The following is a 16,018-nucleotide window of genomic DNA, read 5'->3' as shown; positions in this document are numbered from 1 at the left end:
TGACTTTTGGCGGCAACAATTGATAGCTCCGCTCTCTAATCAAAGCAATAAGCCTGTGTGGCAGTGTATGTGGTTCGATGATGTCGAAGATTTGGCTGCCAATACACCCTCTAACTTCCTACCACCCATACATCAAAACTAATTTTTCACCGAAACTTGCCCAGGTGTCGGTTCGCAGACTAATTGAAAAAATCTCAACGGAGTAATCAGGGTTTCAACTTATCTTGTCGCAGACTAAGTGAAAATTTGTCGCGGACTAGATGAAAAATTCCTACCAAATTCGCGGACTAATTGAAATTTTCCGCCAAATGAGGATAAAAGGTTGCAACTCATTACAGTATAACGCTTTGGAGAAATACTTCTCTAATTAGCGATCGCCGTATAGTACGAGAGAATAAGGGTTACACAAAGTCATTTTCAATTAGTCCGCGAATATTTTCACATAGTCCGCGACAATTTTCACTTAGTCTGCGAACCTACACAGGCGTTTTGAAAGCATAAACGTGCCGCCCCGGCAAACTTATGGTTACAGTCACAAAATACTGAGCTGCCTGGAGAAAAGGTATTAATCGGAGTTTATGTCGGATAAAAGATAAGAGTACCTTATTTTGTATTCAACCGCGATCGGGTATGATGGTTGAAGTCGCAAGTCGGAGGTCGCAAGTCGCAAGTAAGAATGAAGAGTCCTGAGTTGAAAGACTGCCCACAAGGGACGGGGCATTTACCGAGTGTGGAAGTACTGAGTATGGTAAACAGAAATAAAAAAGGTAAAAGCAGTGAGTGAAAATGGAGACAAAAGCATTAGTATCACTGACAGAACAAAAGCTTTTGCAATTAGAATTATCAAAGCTTGTAGCTTTCTTGATGAAAAACCGGGTGTTTGCCGTACCCTTTCTAAGCAACTGTTACGTTCTGGTACTAGTATTGGTGCTAATGTACACGAGTCTCGTTCGGCTCAGTCTGATAAAGACTTCTTGCACAAAATGGAAATTGCTTTGAAAGAGGCACGCGAAACTGAGTACTGGTTGGAAATTTTAATTGAATCTGAGGTTGTTGAAAAAGATAAGTTCGCTCAATTGCTAAAAGAAGCCAATGAAATAGCGAAAATACTCATTGCTTCTACTCGCAAAGTTAAAGAGAGATTAAATGGCAGCAAATCCAACGGCAGGAGGATGGAGGCGGCAAGCGAGAATTAATCATTTAACTCTGAATAGAGAATAAAAAATGAAGTCGCAAGTCGCAAGTATTAAATCAAGCCAGACACTCCGGGGTGGGGTTTTTACCTACCTTCAGATATAAGGACTGTTTCTCTGACCAAACGCTAGCCCGAACGCGCCACTTGCGGGCGAGGTTTTAAATCTTCACTTTTTTGATAAATATATTTTCATACTTTTAATAACAAAACAATTACTTGCGACCTGCGACTTGCGACTTCCAACTACTGTAGTCAATGAAAACAAATTGAAGTTAATTATTTATAATGTGGAAACGGAGGCAATAGAACAATGGATAAATTAAATGAATATCGGACAAAAGTTAGGCAACTCTTAACTAAACATCTCCAGTACAAGCCTAGTTACGGAGATGTAGAAGTAGAACAAATTTTTGATGAAGAACATGACCATTATCAAATTATTAGCGTTGGATGGAATAATCAGCATCGGATTTACGGGCCAATAATGCACTTAGATATCAAGAATAATAAAATTTGGATTCAACAAAATACAACGGAAGCGGATATTGCTTTAGAATTAATGGAAATGGGTATAGATAAACAAGATATTGTCATCGGTTTTCATACTCCAAAAATGCGTCAACTGTCAGGATTTGCTGTGGAGTAAAAGCGAAAATAATCTCATGCAAATATATTTTAAAATAACAAAAACTATCTGATTTAAAATGAATTATAGTGCAGAGTTTTTACCACCCATTAAATTAATTTCGATTGAGGATGCCGCACTCACTAGAGAGACAGGAAGTAGTAAAAGACTCACAAAAACAACTCCACCAACCGATATCCGATGGGTAAAGGTGCTAGAGTTTTTACGCAGCAACAATCTCGCACCAAACAGCCGCAAGCTTTACGAACGAGAACTCAAACGATTTTTGGCTTGGAGTGAGCTACACTATCATGAACTGCGTCCACGTCACCTTGCGCTGTATAAAGAATACCTAAGAGATGAAATACTAACTGATGCTGGTAAACCGCTTTCAAAAAGTAGCATCAATGCGGGAGTTGCGGCACTCAAAAGCTTTTTCAAATGGATGTGTTACACGTATCCTGAGATTATTGCTACTAATCCTACACTGGGCATAAAACTAGAAAAAGTGCCACTGCCACCAGCCCAGAGTTTAACTACTGAACAGATGGAACGGGTTTGGTCAGCGTTAGAATTGCTGGGAGGAACAAAGCAGCGGGATACAGCACTCGTTCACATTCTTAGTCATGGACTTCGGGCTGGGGAAGTTGTGCAGCTAAATGTTGGCTCTTTTGATGGCAAGCTGCTGTTCTTGCCCGATACCAAAACGAATGAACCACGCTTAGTGCCACTACGAAAAGAAAGCCGAGAAGTGGTAGCAGATTATTTACAATTGCGCGAACAGCAAGGAGAGGTGTTGTCCAGCCTTAGCCCACTGATGATTTCACACCATGCTTCATACAAGGGCGAACGCTTGAGTTATCACGGCATTTACTTCGCTGTGGAAAAAATAGGTGAAATAGCTCACATTGAGGATTTACATCCTCACTCCTTTCGTCACACCTACGCTACTGACTTATTGCTATTGAAAGTTGACCCCAGCCATGCACGAAAATTAACAGGGCATCAAAGCGAGAAAGCGTTTCGGCGGTATACCCTTCGCAGTGAGCAAGAAGCTGCGATCGCTGCCTACTATCGTGCGATTGGTGAAGAGGAAGCAGAGTAGACTATGCCAAAGCCATTAGATCAACGGTGTCAGCTATGTTCTAAACTACCAACAACTCAAGCTAAACTACTGCATGGGACACAAGGGGATGGATGTTGGAATCCAAAAGTCTGTCACAATCGCCGTTCGTTCTATCGTCGCCGGAGTGAAAGTCATTCAGCAGAAATTGATTCAGTAACAGTCGAACCACCAGCAACATATTTTGCAGTGTTGTATCTATATAAAGAACTGGGGGATAAGCCATTGCACGCCTTGGGTGCAGAACTCTGGCTGGGGCAAAAACCTGTTTGTCGGCTGGAACCAATTCACTGTTTTGGGCTAACGGCTGGTAAGATCCGCGCTTATACAGATCAGGTGTTACAGGCATTTGCAAAACAATACAGTGTTTCACTATATCAATATAAGGATATGTTTGAGATTACCTCAAGCTACTGCCCAGTACGACCCTGCCCGTTGCATCCAGAATCGTTGAGATGACCACATACCGCCAATTAACAATCTGGGATGTATTAGATGAGTTGTCTGAATCTCCAGCAACATCAACACTAGCACCGATGTGGGAATGTTTAGATGCCGAGCTAGAAAAACTACCCTTGGAGGCACAGCTATTAACCGCAGCGCTTGCCTTCAGTCAGATTGCAGATATTCTTAAGTCTCGTGCCGAAGTGCTGTTGCAAGATACCCACGATCGCAATAGTCTTTTGGGGCCTGTTGTTAGCACCGATCTCTTTGCTGGTCTAGTGCGGACAACAATGCACCTAGATTTAGATGATTTGATTGAACCGCAAACACCACAAACCTTTAAACCACACGGCCCACACCAATTTTCATCTCCTAACCAGGAGGGTGATTCTGTAGCAGCACCTGTTGAAAAAGCGAATGTTTTGGCAATGCTCGATGAGGTGACAACTTTAGAAGATGTTCGCAATTTGGCATCAGATGAAGATGTGGAAAAATGGCACAGCGCCATCGCTAACCATCTGATAAATGTCAAAGATGAGATTTCTTTAGTTAAACTGCAACGTATGTTGCAAATGCCAATGGTAGAAGTCTGGTTGGGATTATTGCTGGGTGGCTTTACCTTGGAGCAACGTGGAGATTTTTATCACAACCATAATGTCTGGGTGAAAAGCTCTCCTTCCTACTATCAATAAAAATACATTCGCCATATAGGGTAGCCACCGAGATAGGATACGTGTAAAATGGGACATGTTGTAAAGTTATGCTAAATACTGATAGCAACCTATACCTTAATCAATCCAGAAATCCCTGAAAAGACCTGGAGATAACTCTGTGTAACTTTTATTAGAGAATTACTGCATCATTTCTATCAAAATATTTTGAGCGCTACGTTCTGGCTCATTTTTATTAGGGTAACGTTGGATGTAAGAGCCATCTGGCTGCAACTCCCAAGCTTGGCGATTATCTGCTAGCATTATTTTGAGAATTTTTTGTAAATTCTGCACAATATCATCATCTTCAACTGGTACAACTACTTCCACTCGGTGATCTAGGTTGCGAGTCATCCAATCGGCACTGCCGATATATACTTCATTTTGTCCGTTATTATGAAAGTTAAATATCCGAGAGTGTTCTAAAAAACGACCAATAATGCTGATAACACGGATATTTTCGCTAACTTTTGGAACTCCAGGACGCAAACAACAAATACCCCGTACAATTAGGTCAATTTGTACTCCAGCAAGAGATGCTTTGTATAAAGTAGCAATAATTTGGGGGTCAACCAAAGCATTCATCTTAGCGATAATATGACCTTGATTACCGTTTTTGCAGTGTTCGATTTCTCGCTGGATCAGGGCAGTAATGCGATCGCGCATATTAATAGGTGATACCAGCAACTTGCGGTAAGAATCTTTACAGGAATAACCAGTCAAATAATTAAATAAATCAGTTAAATCTGCCCCTAAGTCTTCTCGACAACTAATTAGTCCTAAATCTGTATATAAATTTGCTGTTTTGGAATTATAATTTCCAGTCCCAATATGGAAATAACGACGAATATTTTCTCCCTCTTGACGCACCACTAGCAAAGTTTTGCTATGAGTCTTTAGTCCCACCAGTCCATATACTACATGAACACCAGATTTTTCTAATTTATTAGCCCAAGTGATATTATTTTCTTCATCAAAGCGAGCTTTTAATTCTAAAATAACAGCAACTTGTTTGCCATTTTCAGCCGCAGTAATTAAAGAACTGACAATTTCCGAATCTCCCGAAGTCCGATAAAGTGTCATCTTAATTGCCAACACATCAGGATCGTGAGCAGCTTGAGCAATAAATTCCTCTACAGAAGCGCCAAAGGATTCGTAAGGATGATGTACTAGCAAATCCTTTTGCTGAATCACCGAGAAAATACTTTTTTCCTCATCATTGAAGTTGGCGATTTGACTTTGTTGATGAAGATGACGCAGACGAGACGGAATTACTGATGCCCAAGGTGGATCTTTCAATTCAGGTAAAGGTAGCGCCGTAAACGACATCAAATCTTTTAAATTCAGCAAACCTTCTATCTCATAAATATCACTCTCAATTAGTTTCATTTCTGTCATCAACATCTGTCGTACTGATTGAGGCATTGATGGTTGAATTTCTAACCGCACCACCGAGCCAATGAATTTGCGCTTATATAACTCTTGTTGAATTGCTAAGAGTAAGTCATCGGCTTCTTCTGCTAATTCTAAATCTGTATTGCGGGTTAATCGAAATAGGTGATATTCCTCAATGACCATTCCGAGAAATAAAGCTTTTAAATTGTGAGCAATTACTTGCTCTATCGGCATACCTGTCCAGTGATTTAATTTCCCATTATCTATTTGCAATTCTTGAGGTAAGGGAATAAATCGAGGCAGAATAGTGGGAATTTTGACTCTAGCAAATTTTTTTTCTCCTGTGTTTGGGGCTTTTACTACCACTGCTAAATTTAAACTGAGATTCGCCATTCGTGGAAAGGGATGGCTAGGATCAACAGCTAGAGGAGTGAGAACTGGAAAAATTCTTTCTTGAAATAGTTTTTGAAAGTAACTACGCTGTTGGGGATTAATGTCAACATAATTAAGTAGATGAATGCCTTGCGCTGTCATTTCTGGTCGAAGCGTCTGCTCAAAATAATGATGCTGTTGAGTCACCATTGGATGCAGATATTGATCGATTGCTTCTAATTGTTGTTCTGGGGTGCGACCATCGGGAGTTCGCTGAATTAACTGTGCTTTAACTTGTTCTTTGAGAAGTGCGACACGAACCATGAAAAATTCATCAAGATTAGCACTAAAGATGGCAATGAACTTGAGTTTTTCTAGTAATGGAGTCCGAATATCTAACGCCTCATGTAAAACTCGGCGGTTAAATTCTAACCAGCTTAATTCTCGACTAAAGTAGTACTCCGAGTCATGCACATTAATAGTTTTACTAATATCTTTGACTTTAGACATATTTGGATTTACTAAAAGAATGGTATGACAATTATCAAAAATAATTCAAATCTAACTTACGCACTGTACAAATTAATCATGGTATACATTTACCAATAATATGTAGGTCGTTTTAGCTTTCATTAATCATTCTTTGATGCTAAATAGATCCACACTGTAGGGGCAATTCATGAATTAACTGTACGACTCTAAGACTTTTTAAATTTTGGATAATGGAATTGAATTATTCAAAATCCAAAATTCGCTTAATTTATCAAAACACTTGCTCTCAAAACCCATATTTAACCAAATCGACCGCTGACGTAATCTTTTGTATCTTTCTGCTTAGGGTTATTGAAAATCACTTCTGTTGAGTCGTATTCTACCAAATAGCCAGTACGATCGCCTGTTCCTGTGGCGCTAACATTGAAAAAAGCTGTTTTATCAGATACTCGTGCCGCTTGTTGCATGTTGTGAGTAACAATGACGATGGTATATTGCTCTTTGAGTTCCTGAATCAGTTCTTCAACCCGCAAAGTGGATAGGGGATCGAGGGCAGAACAAGGTTCATCCATAAGTATAACTTCTGGTTGTCCAGCGATCGCTCGCGCAATACACAACCGTTGTTGTTGACCACCAGATAAGGCTAAACCACTTTGTCGCAGTTTGTCTTTAACTTCATCCCACAAAGCCGAACGGCGTAGACTCCGTTCTACCAATTCATCCATGTTATCTTTGTAGCCGCAAACTCTGGCTCCAAAAGCAACATTGTCATAAATAGATTTGGGAAACGGGTTTACTCCACGTTACGCAGTAACTTTCAAAAACTTATATATACACTCGTGGTGTTCAGATCCCCGACTTCTTGAAGAAGTCGGGGATCTCGCAGCCTGGCAAAATTAATGGGACACTAGTAAGGCCATTTCCAGTTGACGATTTCCGGCCGATCGATACCGTGCTTGTGAGCATAATTCCGGTTGTTAATAATTTCGTTCTTCATGCTTTCTCTAACATAGACAGCAGCAGAACCCAGCTTCGGAACCCGATCAATCACGTCAATCACCAGATTGAACCGATCAACTTGGTTGTTGATAGCTAACTCAAGTGGTGTGTTAATGCTGCCCTTTTCCTTGTAGCCGCGCACATGAATATTTTCATGATTAGTGCGACGGTAAGCAAGTTTGTGAATCAGCCAAGGATAGCCGTGGAAGTTGAAAATTACAGGCTTATCTGTGGTGAAAAGACTATCGAAATCCCAGTCTGATAATCCATGTGGATGTTCTGTATCTGGTTGCAATTTGTACAAGTCAACAACATTAATAAACCGCACCTTAAGATCGGGGAACTCATCTCTTAAGATGGCAGTTGCAGCTAAAGCTTCCATAGTCACAACATCTCCGCAAGATGCCATGACGACATCGGGAAGATCGGGTTCTTGCCCATGATGGTCATTGCTTGCCCAGTCCCAGATGCCGATGCCTTTGGTGCAATGTGCGATCGCCTCTTCTATGCTAAGAAACTGGAGGTGTTTTTGCTTATCTGCAACGATGACGTTGACGTAGTTGGTGCTACGTAGGCAATGATAGGCTACAGAAAGTAGACAGTTAGCGTCGGGAGGTAGATAAATCCGGGTAACTTCAGCACTCTTATTAGTAACCAAATCTATGAATCCTGGATCTTGGTGGCTAAAACCGTTGTTATCTTGTCGCCAAACAGTAGAGGATAGTAAGATATTCTCAGAAGAAATCGGCGATCGCCAAGCAACTTCTTTTTTACTGATTTCCAGCCATTTGGCGTGCTGGTTAAACATGGAGTCAACAACGTGAGCAAAAGCTTCATAACTGTGGAAGAAACCATGCCGCCCAGATAAGAGATAGCCTTCCAGCCAGCCGAACAGGTTATGTTCACTGAGCATTTCCATCACTCGCCCGTCGGTAGATAGCTCACTGCCATCTGCATCTTCAGGGAGCATATCTGCCAACCAGACTTTCTCGCTGACTTCATAGACGGCACTGAGTCGATTGGAGGCGGTTTCATCTGGCCCGAATATGCGGAAATTATTCATGTTATTACGCATGATATCTCGCAGGAAGTTCCCTAGAGGCTTCGTGTTTTCCACCTCAACAGCACCAGGCTTATCTACCTCAACTGCATTGTTGCGGAAGTCGGGCATACGCAATTCTTTACGCAGAATTCCACCGTTAGCAACGGGATTGGCACTGATGCGGCGAGAACCAATGGGAGCCAGCTTTTTGAGTTCGGGAATTAGACTGCCATGCTCGTCAAATAATTCCTCTGGCTTGTAACTTTTCATCCAGTGTTCTAGAATCTTCATGTGTGCAGGATTACTAGTTACATCTGTGATTGGTACTTGGTGCGATCGCCAAAATCCCTCTAATTTATGACCGTCTATTTCTGTCGGCGCAGTCCATCCTTTAGGGGTACGAAGGACAATCATCGGCCAACGAGGACGTTTGGCAACACCCGAAGTCCTGGCTTCGGTTTGGATTTTCTTGATTTCCAAAATAACTGTTTCCAGAGTTGCTGCCATCAGTTGATGCACTTGCGCTGGATCGTGCCCTTCCACAAAGTAAGGTGTGTAACCGTAGCCCTTGAATAAGTCCTCTAGTTCCTCGTGGCTGATGCGGGCTAGGATGGTGGGGTTAGCAATCTTGTAGCCATTCAAATGCAAGATTGGTAAAACTGCACCATCCCGAATGGGGTTGATAAATTTATTAGAATGCCAAGCTGTTGCTAGAGGGCCTGTTTCTGCTTCCCCGTCACCAACAACTGCTGTCACAATCAAATCCGGGTTATCGAAAGCAGCCCCGTAAGCGTGGGAGAGGCTGTAACCTAACTCGCCGCCTTCATGAATCGAGCCAGGAGTTTCAGGTGTGCAATGGCTACCAATTCCACCAGGAAAGGAGAACTGTTTGAAAAACTTCAGCATACCTTCCTCGTCCTCGCTCTTATCAGGATAAACCTCAGAATAGGTTCCTTCTAAGTATGTCGGCGCAAGGATGCCCGGAGCGCCATGACCGGGGCCTGCGATGTAAATCACGTCCAGATCATATTTTTTGATTAAACGGTTCAGATGGACGTAGATAAAGCTTAAACCGGGACTTGTACCCCAGTGTCCTAACAGGCGATTCTTGATGTGTTCTGGCTTGAGGGGTTCTTTTAGCAGTGGATTGTCCTGCAAATATATCATACCTAGAGCTAAATAGTTGCAGGCACGCCAGTAAGCATTTATCTGACGCAGTTCTTCAGTACTAAGTGTGGCAGATTTACCGTTTTCAACAACTGAAACCTTTGTCTTAGAAGGAGAAATGGTCATAGATTTTGAATCCTACTAATCTATTTTTAGTTAAAGAATCGTTGAACACGCGATGTCTGATGACAAACTGCTCCACGTCTACACAGTTTTAAAACCCGATATTTCAAGACTAAATATGAATACCAAAGAAGTGATGTAGTACAGTGCATCTACTATTGGGTACTACATTGATCAATCTCAAAATGGTTAAGCGGATATCAATCGATAACTATGGTTTTACTTGCGGTTCACTTATACAACCAGCTACTTCCAATACAGTTTGCATAAGGTTAGCAATTAACAAGACTATGAAATAATTGAGTCATAAAATCGATCTTTCCCAATTACAAAAATCTCGATTTTTAGCTAATCTAATTGTATTGCCTGCACTTCACTATTCACTACTATCTTGTTTAAAAGTCCCTTATATCCTGATTAAAAGGGTGGAATGTGCATTACATACAGTATAACTACTTATATTCTGATATATCTTCTAACTTAAACATCCAACTAAAGGTAGATAAAATCCACTTTAAAAGTTAAATAAATTGGGCTGCAAAATTAGTGTTATATCTGAAAAATAGATAGATATAAATATTTTAATTTAAATTAAAAATAATGACATTAACTTAGTTTAACGTTAACCATTAATTAACCTATTTATGATTTTTTAGGTCAGTGGTGGTGTTGATGGCACGTTAGCGTACCACCCCCGTTTTCTAAATGGGCATTTCCTGATAGCAGTAACTACAGCGCCAGTAAAGTTCTCCCAAACGTACATGACGGAGTAAAATGTCTGAACAGTTAGGGCAAAAATGCTTACTCATCATCGATTGACTGATTGTTGTAGATATACTCAATTTACGAGGACTTGTTAATAAAGCTTTACTAGGCATATATTTGACTAACCTTTGTCAATTTGCTGATAAAGGTTAGTATGACACTCTAAGATTAGAAATCGTGTTTAACCAAGCGTTTGATTGGTGTATAAGTTGTACAAGTTTTACTAAGATATTTAATTTTTAACCTTTATTTAATAACTTTTGAGCGTTTATCTCTCCTATGGTGTAATTCCATTTAAAAAAATATTTACAACATATAAATTGGCTGTAGTAGAAGTATACATCTGTATGCCTATACTCATATATCATTATTCTTGAATAAATTCTGTCTCTTGTTCTTTGTGGGATAAATTATTCTTTGGAGGTCTCTTAACCAGACGAACTTTCATCCACTGGAAGGAAACAAGGTTGAGTAAAAGACCGATGATGAACAAAATCAGCATAAGCACAACCTGATACCAAGCGATCGGTTGCACCACTAAATCTGCAACAAGATGGCAAAAATTTAGTACGGTATATAATACGGTTAAACCAAAGTGAATGCTTCGGTAGCGACTCGAATCAGTAAACACAGTAGCAACGATCGCAGCCATCGGGAACACAAAAAAGCCCAACATTAACCACATAATCGGGGCAACTTCTGCTATGCTTTGTGCGTGGGAGTCAGCCACACTAAGAGGCTATTTATAAAGTAAATCTAAAGATAGGAAATTAGAAAAAGCAAGAACGCTAGGATACAGTTAAAATAGCGTATTTACGTAGAAAGAATGACTCGAAAGGCTTATTCTACTGACCTGAGTGACTCAGAATGGAAAATCCTAGCTCCCTTAATCCCACCAGCCAAATTCGGGGGGCATCCTCGCACCACTGATATGAGAGAAGTGTGCAACGCAATATACTACCACTTGAAAACGGGATGTCAATGGGACATGCTACCAGGGGATTTTCCACCAAGCTCAACGGTTTACAGCTATTATCGCAAATGGCAAAAACGCGGAATTTGGGAAGAGTTAAACCATGCACTACGTGACAAAGTTAGAGAAAAAGTAGGTAGGTCAACACAACCAACAGCGATCGCCGCAGATAGCCAGTCAGTAAAAACGGCTGAAAAAAGGGGGATGTGTACGGTTTTGATGGTGGCAAGCTAGTAAAGGGAAGGAAACGCCAAACGATAGTTGATAGCCTGGGACTATTGTTGAAAGTGGTTGTGAGTGAAGGTAATGCTAGTGAAAGGGTGCTTGCAGCCTATGCTTTGATGGAACTAGTGGAGGAACGGCCAGAGTTATTGGAAAAAGTTGAAGTCATGTGGGTGGACTCAGGCTATGACGGTGATAAGTTCGCGCTGGCTGTTTGGTTGATGATCCAAGCTCATGTTGATGTTATTCGCCGTACTGATAAAAATTTTGAGGTTTTACCGAAGCGTTGGGTAGTAGAAAGAACATTTGCCTGGTTTAATCAGTACCATCGTTTGAGTAAAGATTATGAACGTCTTCCTGAAATGAGTGAAGCGGCAATATATGCCGTTATGACTCGTATTATGCTACGTCGTCTAGCTGTCTAAAGATTTACTTTATAAATGGTCTCTAAGACCGTGAAAAAGAGGCATTAATCCCAACTGACTGTGAAAGAGAAGTCCCAACAAGAAAACAATCCAAAGGGTAATAATTTTTTCTTGATGTTTTATTACCATACTGTTTTACACTCCCATTATTTTTTCAGTAATTCGAGTTTGGGTAGCTAACAGAATCAAAATAGAGTAGCAAGCATATTGTAGCGAGAGAGTGCTTTTAAGCTTTCCATTTTAATTATTGTGTTGGAGAGCTTAATAGCTGCCACCTTCAGATATCCATAGTACTCTCTAAATCCTAATTTAAAGCGACTAAATTTGAGATTTTTGTAACGATTTGAAGGCTTTCAGTACAACTTATACAACTCAGACGCAATTCAACCTTGATTTCCAACAGCAGAATGTCACAGTAAATCTGGTTAGTAGATTCGCGATCAAAAAATTATGAAATTTGTAAAAGTATTTCTTGCTGCCGTTACATTAATTACTGCTTCAGTTAGCCCCGCCTTTGCTGATGCCAAAGTTGAAATTTTAGGTGCAAGTTATGGTGGTAGCGGTTGTCCCAATGAATCAGCCAGTGTGAGCGTTAGTCCCGATGGTCAAGAGCTAACCATTTTATTTGACAAGTTTGCAGCCATCGGAAATGTCGCCGCAGAAAGGCGGAAAAGCTGTAATTTGAGTATTCCGATCAAATTACCCCAAGGCTTTCAAATTTCCCTTTATGATGCTGATTATCGGGGTTATATTGCTCCCGGAACTACTGGGACACTAAGAGCAGAGTACTTTTTTGCTGGTACCCGCGGCCCAGTTTTTTCTCGGACTTTTAGTGGCGAAACTGACTATAATGTTCGAGATAGCTTGGCGACGGTAGCTGATGTTTGGTCGGGCTGTGGTGACAGTGTAAATATGCGGGTGAATACTGCGATGACTGCCAAAGGTCAAGGGATGGCTACTGTTGACTCCTTCGATCTTGCACACCGAGGTTTGGTTTATCACATAAAATATCGCACCTGTCGTAAAAACTAGTACATTTCAGGATAATTCCGGCACAGAAAATTTATTCTGAAACCTTTTATCTAGTGGGATTTTTACTCATAGTAAACGCAGAGTACAGTACATACTTTGCGCTAGCGTAAAAGCAAATATTGACCCTAGTGCAAAATATATTCTCTACTGTATTGTTGCCCAAGAGTATGAAGTGATTAAATCAGAATAGGGAGCAGAATTGACCCAAGAAGAGACACAGTTAGGATTTGGCGACTTAGCCAATCAGCGTTTTCGCGCAGGATATGCAGAATACTACCGTGAACCACTGTTTCTATCTGTATCCGCTCCTGTAGAGGGAAAGAGTAGCGGCTTTTGGGGGTGCTGGATAATTCCTGTACCCCTTCGACTACATAGCGGTTAGGGACATGACTTAGAATGTGGGCAATTAACTTTTGGCGTAACTCATGAATCGAAAAAGCTAATTGATAAGGATGTTCAGGGTACTCATCTAAGACATTCTCAATTTCTTGAATGACTATTGGCAATGTTAAATTAATCAACGTATGTGACATTAGTGTTGTTTGATATAGATGTTTACTTTCGAGCCTAGATTCATTTGGTTCAACTGTGCAGTCTGTTATTAAAAACATTTTCAAATATTTCTAATTGCTCTTCTTGTGAAGAGTGTAACAACCGGACGTTTGAAATCGAGTATTTACAAGAGTTTGATGGATAGTTGAATTGTATAAGTTGATTAACGATGCAGAAAAAACCTAGTCCAGATTAATTTTAATTAACCAACAAAGCGATGCCTACGCCATTCCCTCTCCTGAAATTCCTTTTGTTGTCCTGACGATTTTTTAGGAGAAAGCAGAAGAGAGCCTGTTTCGCAGATATAACCCAAGTTGCTAGTTACTCTTATGAGCGATCACTGTTCTAGCGATCTCCTGATGGTAGAATAAGTTTAAAATTAAGAACATTCATAATGTTACATGAATTTCTCTTAGCAGAACGTGACGAAATTCTCGCCTTGTGTTCAAAAAAGATCGCGCGTCTTGCTGATTCCATGAGTTCGAGCGACGAAATGGAAAAAGGATTACCTGTGTTCTACGATGAACTCATTGAGGTATTACGTGCTGATGCTGATATAGATGAATCTAAAGAACCAGATAACAATTCTATAGAAAGTCTTCACAAAGCCTCCGCAGAGCGCCGGGGAAAAGAGTCATTAAAACTTGGCTACAGCATTTCTCAGGTTGTTCATGGCTACGGCGCTCTTTGTCAAGCGATCACTGAGTATATTCAGGAGAATAGTAGTGAAACAGCATCCCCTCGTGAATTCAATCGATTAAATTTCTGCCTCGATATCGCTATCGCTGAAGCGGTTACAGAGTTTAATCGAGGTCAGCGTGAAAATGCAGAGCGGGATGAGGTTCAGCGTCTTGGATTTCTAGCACATGAGTTGCGAAATGCTTTGACCTCCGCTATTCTAGCTTCCCAACTTATAATCACAGGGAAAGTCGGAACCAATGGAAGTACATCTCGTATTCTTAAAAATGCCCATAAGCGCATGAGAAACATTATTGATCGTTCACTTGTTGAGGTGCGACTGCGGAACGAATCAACCGGACAATATCAGAGATGTCGAGTTATTCACCTAGTCAGTGAAGTTGAGGCTACTGCATGGTTTGAAGCAAGTGCGAAATCAATTAAGGTGTGTGTTGAGGTAGCGGCTGAATTGGAGGTTTTAATAGACCGTCACCTAATAATATCTGCCTTATCGAATCTGGTTCAAAATGCCATTAAGTTCACCAAGCAGGGTGGGATTGTATGGATACGCGGTAAGGCTGTAGGTGGGCGTGTTTTGCTTGAAATAGAGGATCAATGTGGAGGACTCCCGCCTGGTGAGGTGGAAGAACTTTTTAAGCCTTTTTCTCAGATGGCAACAGATAGATCAGGATTGGGGATTGGGCTTACAATCTCACGACGCGCCGTATCGTTAAACAAAGGTATACTCTCAGTTCGGGATATTCCCCATCAAGGATGTGTCTTCTCAATTGATTTACCCTTAGCCTAGTGTCTTGAATTTTGGCTGAGTAAACTTTGCAGTGGGAAAAGTTATTTTTGCGTTCTTTAAGTAATGAGTAATGAGTCAATACCCATTACTTATAAAGTAAAATTGAATTACAACATTCTTTTTTACTCATGATTAATTATAACGCAAATATCAGTATTTAAGAAAGAACGGAAGATTTTGCAATAAGAGTTATCAAAGTTTATTCTGAGCTAAATAAAAGACCTTTTGACGACGCTGGTAAAATCTTGTCTAAACAATTTTTAAGAAGCGGGACATCAATAGGTGCAAACTGTTCAGAAGCTAAATATGCACAATCAAATAAAGACTTTATCAATAAGTATTCTATAGCCATAAAGGAAGCCAATGAAACCCTTTATTGGATAAAAATAATGATAAAATCGGAGTTGGTGTCAAAATCAAAATTTCAAAATCTGATAGAAGAGAATGAAATAATTATTAAGACATTAACAACTTCAATCAACAAATTGAAAGAAAAATAATTTACTCATTACTCATTACTCTTAATTGTTGCAGTGGTTATTATTTATTTTATTTAGCCCGGAGCGAAGATATTTAGCTAGGAAAGCCTTTTCGATAATATAGCTAGTTGTATAGTTTTGAGGGATGAGATGTAGTGCTTGTGCAGTTAAATCATTTAAGTCTGATGGTTGTTCACAGGATACATATTGACCAAGCCATATAAGGGCTATAACTTGTCCTTTTTCATCTGAAGAAAAATCGTCTACATATTTATGTAGTACTCTGATTGATGTTCTTCCTGTCATTTCAAAATCTTCTAAATAATTAGACAATTTGTCTAAAAAAGTTTCTGGTATATTTACTCTCCCAAACAGTATATCTGATGACTTTGGGCAA

13 protein-coding genes and 2 pseudogenes are annotated in these 16,018 nt (G+C 40.2%); 9 read left to right on the top strand and 6 right to left on the bottom strand.

Annotation, left to right across the window (positions count from 1 at the left end; all coding sequences use genetic code 11):
- Positions 1-776 precede the first annotated feature (776 nt).
- The 5 genes from ABF638_RS31730 (at position 777) to ABF638_RS31710 (ending at position 4,079) form a co-directional block, all read left to right on the top strand.
- Complete coding sequence (locus tag ABF638_RS31730) at positions 777-1,196, top strand: four helix bundle protein (protein ID WP_435026834.1); 420 nt, start codon at positions 777-779, stop codon at positions 1,194-1,196.
- 309 nt (positions 1,197-1,505) lie between these two features.
- Positions 1,506-1,841, top strand: a complete 336-nt coding sequence (locus ABF638_RS31725) for a XisI protein (RefSeq protein WP_012413009.1) — start codon at positions 1,506-1,508, stop codon at positions 1,839-1,841.
- 58 nt (positions 1,842-1,899) lie between these two features.
- A complete protein-coding gene (locus tag ABF638_RS31720) occupies positions 1,900-2,925 on the top strand; it encodes a tyrosine-type recombinase/integrase (RefSeq protein ID WP_435026833.1) in 1,026 nt (341 codons plus the stop codon).
- A gap of 3 nt (positions 2,926-2,928) precedes the next feature.
- Positions 2,929-3,402: a hypothetical protein gene (locus ABF638_RS31715; RefSeq protein WP_435026832.1), complete on the top strand. Its 474-nt coding sequence runs from the start codon at positions 2,929-2,931 to the stop codon at positions 3,400-3,402.
- Positions 3,399-4,079 carry a hypothetical protein gene (locus tag ABF638_RS31710; RefSeq protein ID WP_435026831.1) on the top strand — a complete coding sequence of 227 codons (681 nt, stop codon included), beginning with the start codon at positions 3,399-3,401 and terminating at the stop codon, positions 4,077-4,079. The genes ABF638_RS31715 and ABF638_RS31710 overlap by 4 nt, the downstream gene beginning before the upstream one ends.
- Positions 4,080-4,238: 159 nt before the next feature.
- On the opposite strand, the gene ppk1 is transcribed toward ABF638_RS31710, so the two are convergent.
- The 4 genes and pseudogenes from ppk1 to ABF638_RS31690 all read right to left on the bottom strand — a co-directional run bounded on the left by ppk1 (position 4,239) and on the right by ABF638_RS31690 (position 11,182).
- On the bottom strand, positions 4,239-6,374 hold the full coding sequence (ppk1, locus tag ABF638_RS31705; RefSeq protein ID WP_420759310.1) for a polyphosphate kinase 1: 2,136 nt from the start codon (positions 6,372-6,374) through the stop codon (positions 4,239-4,241).
- 281 nt (positions 6,375-6,655) lie between these two features.
- Positions 6,656-7,150: pseudogene (locus ABF638_RS31700) on the bottom strand (phosphate ABC transporter ATP-binding protein); the annotation flags it as partial.
- Between the two features lie 113 nt (positions 7,151-7,263).
- On the bottom strand, positions 7,264-9,690 hold the full coding sequence (locus ABF638_RS31695; protein ID WP_435026830.1) for a phosphoketolase family protein: 2,427 nt from the start codon (positions 9,688-9,690) through the stop codon (positions 7,264-7,266).
- A 1,129-nt stretch (positions 9,691-10,819) separates the two neighbouring features.
- Complete coding sequence (locus ABF638_RS31690) at positions 10,820-11,182, bottom strand: hypothetical protein (protein WP_435026828.1); 363 nt, start codon at positions 11,180-11,182, stop codon at positions 10,820-10,822.
- Between the two features lie 96 nt (positions 11,183-11,278).
- On the opposite strand from ABF638_RS31690, the gene ABF638_RS31685 reads away from it, so the two are divergent.
- Positions 11,279-12,072, top strand: a protein-coding gene (locus ABF638_RS31685; protein WP_435026827.1) for an IS5 family transposase whose coding sequence is annotated in 2 segments (ribosomal slippage) — positions 11,279-11,618 and positions 11,618-12,072 — 795 coding nt in all. Because the reading frame shifts where the segments join, the coding sequence is not laid out codon by codon here.
- A gap of 450 nt (positions 12,073-12,522) precedes the next feature.
- Entirely contained in the window at positions 12,523-13,104 is a 582-nt protein-coding gene (locus ABF638_RS31680) for a DUF4360 domain-containing protein (protein WP_420759305.1), read from the top strand.
- 176 nt (positions 13,105-13,280) lie between these two features.
- Here the strand turns inward: ABF638_RS31680 and ABF638_RS31675 are convergent, their stop codons facing one another.
- On the bottom strand, positions 13,281-13,637 hold the full coding sequence (locus tag ABF638_RS31675; RefSeq protein ID WP_420759304.1) for a hypothetical protein: 357 nt from the start codon (positions 13,635-13,637) through the stop codon (positions 13,281-13,283).
- A gap of 413 nt (positions 13,638-14,050) precedes the next feature.
- Between ABF638_RS31675 and ABF638_RS31670 the strand changes: the two genes are divergently transcribed.
- Together ABF638_RS31670 and ABF638_RS31665 are read left to right on the top strand one after the other, a co-directional pair.
- On the top strand, positions 14,051-15,142 hold the full coding sequence (locus ABF638_RS31670; protein ID WP_420759303.1) for a sensor histidine kinase: 1,092 nt from the start codon (positions 14,051-14,053) through the stop codon (positions 15,140-15,142).
- A gap of 176 nt (positions 15,143-15,318) precedes the next feature.
- A pseudogene (locus tag ABF638_RS31665) lies at positions 15,319-15,642 on the top strand (four helix bundle protein); the annotation flags it as partial.
- Between the two features lie 21 nt (positions 15,643-15,663).
- Here the strand turns inward: ABF638_RS31665 and ABF638_RS31660 are convergent.
- A partial coding sequence (locus tag ABF638_RS31660) for a DUF3775 domain-containing protein (RefSeq protein ID WP_435026826.1) occupies positions 15,664-16,018 on the bottom strand: 355 nt, incomplete at its 5' end.

Source organism: Nostoc sp. CALU 1950 (assembly GCF_051172895.1).
In the GTDB taxonomy this organism is placed as follows: domain Bacteria; phylum Cyanobacteriota; class Cyanobacteriia; order Cyanobacteriales; family Nostocaceae; genus Nostoc; species Nostoc edaphicum_A.
Note: the sequence above shows the minus strand (reverse complement) of the source record. Positions and strands in the feature narration are given on the sequence as shown.